The 5,444-nt window shown below is 70.1% G+C and carries 5 protein-coding genes; 4 read left to right on the forward strand and 1 reads right to left on the reverse strand.

Features of this window, described 5'->3' with window-relative positions:
- Window positions 1–693 precede the first annotated feature (693 nt).
- The 4 genes from ACYVE9_RS14305 to ACYVE9_RS14320 all read left to right on the forward strand — a co-directional run bounded on the left by ACYVE9_RS14305 (window position 694) and on the right by ACYVE9_RS14320 (window position 3,738).
- Window positions 694–1,944, forward strand: a complete 1,251-nt coding sequence (locus tag ACYVE9_RS14305) for a helix-turn-helix domain-containing protein (RefSeq protein WP_461028213.1) — start codon at window positions 694–696, stop codon at window positions 1,942–1,944.
- A 263-nt stretch (window positions 1,945–2,207) separates the two neighbouring features.
- Complete coding sequence (locus ACYVE9_RS14310) at window positions 2,208–2,450, forward strand: DUF7848 domain-containing protein (RefSeq protein ID WP_461028214.1); 243 nt, start codon at window positions 2,208–2,210, stop codon at window positions 2,448–2,450.
- Entirely contained in the window at window positions 2,447–2,815 is a 369-nt protein-coding gene (locus ACYVE9_RS14315; RefSeq protein WP_461028215.1) for a hypothetical protein, read from the forward strand. Before ACYVE9_RS14310 ends, ACYVE9_RS14315 begins: the two co-directional genes overlap by 4 nt.
- A 200-nt stretch (window positions 2,816–3,015) precedes the next feature.
- Window positions 3,016–3,738, forward strand: coding sequence for an FxLYD domain-containing protein (locus ACYVE9_RS14320; protein ID WP_461028216.1), 723 nt, complete (start codon window positions 3,016–3,018; stop codon window positions 3,736–3,738).
- Between the two features lie 402 nt (window positions 3,739–4,140).
- Here ACYVE9_RS14320 and ACYVE9_RS14325 read toward each other — a convergent pair whose 3' ends face one another.
- On the reverse strand, window positions 4,141–4,629 hold the full coding sequence (locus ACYVE9_RS14325; protein ID WP_461028217.1) for a Dps family protein: 489 nt from the start codon (window positions 4,627–4,629) through the stop codon (window positions 4,141–4,143).
- Between the last annotated feature and the right edge of the window lie 815 nt (window positions 4,630–5,444).

Raw genomic sequence — 5,444 nt, forward strand, 5'->3', positions numbered from 1 at the left:
GGGCGTGACGACGCCCCGCTCGACGCGTGACCGGGCCGAGCGTCGTGCAGCCGCGCCACGGGCGCGTCCTCCCTGGTGGCGGGCGGGCCTCGGCGGCGTTGGGCGCCCGAGCCGTGGAGCAGGCCAGCGCCACGGGCGCTCCAGGGTGTGCCGCTCTCCTGGTATGCCGAGCGCCACCGTGTTCTTGATCCAGGCCGCCCACCGGCATGCGCTGGTCGTCGTCAGGGTCTGTCCGCGCCACACCCGCCTCGGGGAGGTGACCCGGACTCGTGAGGAAGGTCCACTGCCACCTCACCGGCTCTCCGGGACAGCCCCCAACCCCCTTGAGGAAGCCTTCCATCTGAGTGCTGGGCGCTGTGATCGGGGAGAGAAGCACGTACAGATTCCAGCCGCCCAGCAGCGCGACGCGCACTCCGTCGAGGTCCCGCATCAGGCCTGTGGCGATCGCGATCGGATGCTGGCGCGGGATCTGCCATGCGCGGAGTGCGTGTGCGCTGCCGAGCCCGGTCGACTCCGCCTGCGGAAGCGGAACCAGCGCCGCATGCGACGAAAGCGCACCGCGCGTTGTGGAGATGGGAGCACGGCACGTGAAACTGCCGGATGCTTCCCCCGGCCACCGGTTGCCTCAAGCCGTTCCGCGGCGTGCAGCCAGGGGTACCGTCACGAGTGCGACGTCATGACGGAGGGACGAGTATGCCCGAGCGTACGGACAGCACAGCTCTTGAGACCGTCCGGTTCGGTCAACGCCTGCAGATTCTGCGACTCCGGCGAGGCATGTCGCAGGCTGTGCTCGCGGGCCTTGTCGGCAAGTCGACGTCCTGGGTCAAGGCCGTCGAGGGCGGGCGGTTGCGGGAGCCCGGATGGCAGGTCGTACTCCAGCTCGCCGAGGCGCTGCGGGTGCGGAACCTCACCGAACTCACCGGGGCCGAGGCGGGAGTGCACGAGTTGCGCACCGAGATGTTCATCGGTCCTGGTCATGAACGGCTGCCGCAGGTCCGCGACGCGATCAACGCGTTGCCGCCGACCACCTCCCGCCAAGCGCCTCCGGCTGCGCACCTGCGTGCACGACTGGGCGCCGCGTGGGCAGCGCGCCACTCGTCCCCCGTGCACCGTGAGGTGGTCGGGGCCCTGCTGCCCGATCTGGTTCGCGACGCCCAGCTCGCGGCGCGGCAGTCGGATCGAGCCGTCGACCGGCGCGCGGCCCAGGCAGTGCTGAGCGAGGTGTACTCCCTCGCCCAGTTCTTCCTCGCCTACCAGCCGGACAGCGCACTGCTGTGGCGGGTGGCCGAGCGGGCCATGGTCGCAGCGCACGAGGCGGAGGATCCTCATACGATCGGCGTCGCTGCTTGGCTCCAGGCGGAGGCGCACCGCGACTCGGGTCACTACGACCAGGCAGAGCAGACCACCGCCGATGCCCTGGCCTACCTGGAGCCGTTGCGTGAGGACGGCTCTGTCGCGCTGCGGGCGATCGCCGGGACCCTGGAGGCCGCGGCAGGCTACACGGCGGCGCGGCGAGGAGAGGCGGGTACGGCGTGGGCTTGGTGGGATCGGGCTCGTCGTGCGGCGGGCACCTTGCCCCCGGGCTACTTCCACCCGATCACGAGCTACAGCGTGCCGGTGATGGGTGCGCACGGAGTGACCCTGGCGGTGGAGTTGCGGGCCGGCCGGGAGTCGGTGAAGCAGGCGGCGCAGGCGGACGCCCACACCATTCCGTCTCGTCCCCGGCGTGCACGGCACCGCATCGGGGAGGCGCGGGCGCATCAGCTGGCAGGGCAGTCGGAGACGGCGTTGGCGACGCTGGAACGTGCTCACGCGTCGGCGCCCGAGACGGTCCGCTGGAACGGGTACGCGCGCCGGATACTGCTGGAACTGGCGGAGTCGCGAGCCTCGGGGATGCGGCAGCGGGCGGCCGCGTTGGCGGGAAGGTGCGGGGTGCTGACGTGACCTTGCCGGTGGGTTACATCCTGTGACCTTTCTGGCCGGAGGCCGTCCTACGGTCGGTGACGAGTTGATCACCGACCCGGGAGTCTCACGATGGCCAGTCCTTCACCCGCCCCGCGACCTGTCAGGGCACTGCGCGGGTGTGCGCGCTGCGGGCACCTCACTCAGGACGGACAACCGGCCTCCGGACAGCGCTGGTTCTGCCCCGGCTGCGTGCCCTGCCGCGACGTGGAGCACGTGCTCGACCAGGCCGCGGAGGCGGCCACGTGACGCGCGGCATCATCCGCCCCGAGTGGTGGACGGTCGGCCCTGATCGGGAGCCGGATGCGGAGGCGATCACCTACGCGATGGAGTGCGCGGTGTGCGCTGCCCGGTCGGAGCCGCGAGTGGACGCGGGGGAGGGGCAGCGGTGGGTGCTCCCGCATGCCGGGCGCAACCCGTCGCATCACAGCTACCGGGAGCACATCACCCGCCCGTACCGAGCGGTCATGGCAGGGGTGCGGCGGTGAACGGCCCGGCACGCCGCCGGCCACCGCGTTCGGAGCCGATCGACGGGGACGCGGTGGTGATGGTCCGTCCGTACGTCCTGGTACCGCCCCCACCCCGGCCGGTCTGCGGGGCGGTACGTCCGGTGGAGTTGCAGACACCGCCGCTGGTGGCGTCGCGGTTGCCGTGTGCGGAGCCCGCCGGGCACGAGGCCGCGCATCGCGACGCGCTCGGCCACCGCTGGATCGCCACCCCGGAACTGGTCCAGGCGCTTGCCGTGACGGTGACCGCCGAGCAGCTGCGGCAGACGCTCTCAGCCGGGAGCGCAGGGGTGGGCACGGTCGGAGGGCAGGCGGGAGCCGTGAGCCGCGGAAGCCGTTGGTGCTGATACCGGAACCGGTGCGCGACGTACCGCCTGTCCGTGCCGGCCTCGCCCCCTTGTGGAACGAGAAAGGCCCCGCGCTGCGCCCTCACCACTGCCCGGTTGCGGGACTGCCTGCTGGCCGTGCGTAACGACCCCGTCACAGCCCATCGCCGGCCGTCCCCGCGCCGGTACGGTCCACCCCTCACCACAACCCGAGGGGCACCATGCGCACACCCATCGTCACCGCGGTACTCGCCGCCGCCTGCCTCACCCTCACCGCCTGCGGAGACGCCGTCAACGACAAGTCCCGCGGTTACAACGCCGACAACCTCACCCCTGCCGAGACGCGCTTCATGGACGTCGTCTACGACATCTCACCCAAGAAGAACGAACTCCGCGAATCCACCGCGGGTGAGGTGGCGCAAGGCGCCAAGGCCCTCCGTCTGTTCTGCGCAACCGGCGAGAGCGAGCGTGCCCAAGCCGTCGACGAGGACGGCAAGATGTCGGCGGCCGACCAGGCGAAGCTGAACAAGGCGTTCGCCGACCATCTGTGCACCGACGAGGATGCGAGCGAGGCCGATGCGGGCGCCGAGCAGAGCGAGGCGCCCGGAACCGTCCACGACAAGGACGTGAAGATCACCGAGCAGGGGGCCGAGTCCGAGTACGACATCAACACGTACCGGGTCACCTTCACCGTGACCAACAGCGGGAAGGAAGCCGCGAACTACTGGATCGAGTTCGAGGCCTACGACCAGGACGGTGACTTCCTCGGCGGCACCGGCTCCAGCGTCGAACGCCTGGGTCCCGGCAAGACCAAGAACGCAGAGATCGACTTCTACGACGAGACCGTGGAGAACGGCGAGTTGGCGGACATCGACACGGTGAAGGTGAAGAAGGTCGAGTACTGCGACGGCGGCGACGACGACCCCATCATGTGTCAGATCTGAGGTATCGGCGCTCAGGGTGAGCGACCCACTGAGCCGACGGCCCTTCCATGGAAGCCGACAAGGTCCCGTGACGCCGGCGCGGCCCCATGGGGAGGCCAGGGTTCGGAGGGGCTCCCGGGGGCGATGCTCGGGCGATTCCCTCGGCGGTGAGTGGTGGCAGCGCTCGGCCCCGGGCGCGGTGCGACTGCACGGTGGGACGCCACCCCCTCCGGCCGTCCACGAGGAGACCCCCGGTCAGGTGTCTGGCCGGGGGTCATCGTGTGCCGCGAACATTCCGGTGCCGGCACCGGAATTCGCGGCCTCTGTTGTTCCTCAACTCCCGTCGTACCACGCCGTCACGTCTCGTGGCGTGCTGAACACCAGGTCATCGGGGCCGGTGCGGCAGGCTGCGCGGCTCCGGGCTCACTTGCCGTTCTCGGCCTTGCCGTTCTCGGCCTGGAACATCCAGTGGTGCTTCTCGAGGTCGCCGGTGATGGTGATGAGGATGTCCTCGGTCACCGGGTCCACCTTGCCGGCGGCCGTCATGCGCGCCCGCATCTTGGAGACCACCGCTCCGAGGGCTTCCACCATCGTGTTGACCGCGTCGGCGTCCTGCTGCCAGCCCTCCGGCACCTTCGCCATGCTGCTGTCGCGGCCGACGGTGGCGGCGCGGCCGTCCGGGGGGAGTCCGAGTGCGGAGGCGCGCTCCGCGACCACGTCGGAGTACTGACGGGCCGTGTCCACGACATCGTCGAGCTGGAGGTGGACGCTCCGGAAGCGGGGTCCGATCACCGTCCAGTGGATCTGCTTGGCTGCCAGCGACAGGTCGACGAGATCGACCAAGGCGCCCTGCAGCGCCTCGCCCACGACCTTGAGGTCCTGCTCCGGCAGTGTGCTCTTCACGGCGTACATCCGTTGACCACTTTCCCTTTTCGCATCGTCGGTTGGCAGTGGCTGTCCCTTTCGCACCCCAGCGTACGACTTGTGCCGATACGCTGCCGCGTGTCGTCGTCGACGGTTGCGCCACCGAGGCGCAACCGGACGCGCGCCGTCAGTGGGGGCGCCCTTGCCGGGGGCGCCCGGATGCTGCACTCGGCCGTGTACCCGGATGGTGGACGTCCTATCGTCCGGATCCGTCCAGGTCGGGTCAGTCGTTCGGGTGACGCTGTGTGGTCGGTTCCGTGCCTGGTGGGGGTGTCGCACGGGCCGTCATGTTGCACGGAGGGGCCATAACCAGCCATCTCATGTGAGTGCGGTACGGGCGTCTCGGGAGCTGTGGAGACCTGATCCGCTTGAGTGGCTGGAACAGGCTTCGGTCAGCCTGTTCGAGTCGGTGCGGGACCCCCGGGCGCTCCCGCGCACTATTCGGCCACTCGTCACATCGGGCCGAAAAGGGGCACACGTCGACGAACAGGTCGGTATTCCGTATGGGAAAAAGGATTCTGCGCCATTGCCATGGCAACAGATCCGTAAGTATCGCGGCCGGGCGCGAGAACCGCCTGAGACGACTCGAAAGAAAAACCCTCGGAGGTGGCTCCCTGGCCCTGATAGGGGAAATCGCCCGGAAAACGAGCTGACGCACGAGAGTGCGGCGGGAGCGCCTTCCGGACACCTCCGCCGCGCCCGCCCGCCCGTCCACACCGCACCGTCGGCCCGCACCGCGTTGACGCACCGCCCACCCGCACCGGAGCCACGCCGCCCCCAGGGGCGCCCCACCCCCGCGTCCA

It is taken from the genome of Streptomyces sparsus (assembly GCF_054776295.1).

What these genes read in the sequence shown, in the direction of transcription:
- ACYVE9_RS14320 (WP_461028216.1), top strand. Translation starts at nt 3,016, where the DNA reads ATGCGCACACCCATCGTCACCGCGGTACTCGCCGCCGCCTGCCTCACC.
- ACYVE9_RS14325 (WP_461028217.1), bottom strand. Translation starts at nt 4,629, where the DNA reads ATGTACGCCGTGAAGAGCACACTGCCGGAGCAGGACCTCAAGGTCGTG.
- ACYVE9_RS14305 (WP_461028213.1), top strand. Translation starts at nt 694, where the DNA reads ATGCCCGAGCGTACGGACAGCACAGCTCTTGAGACCGTCCGGTTCGGT.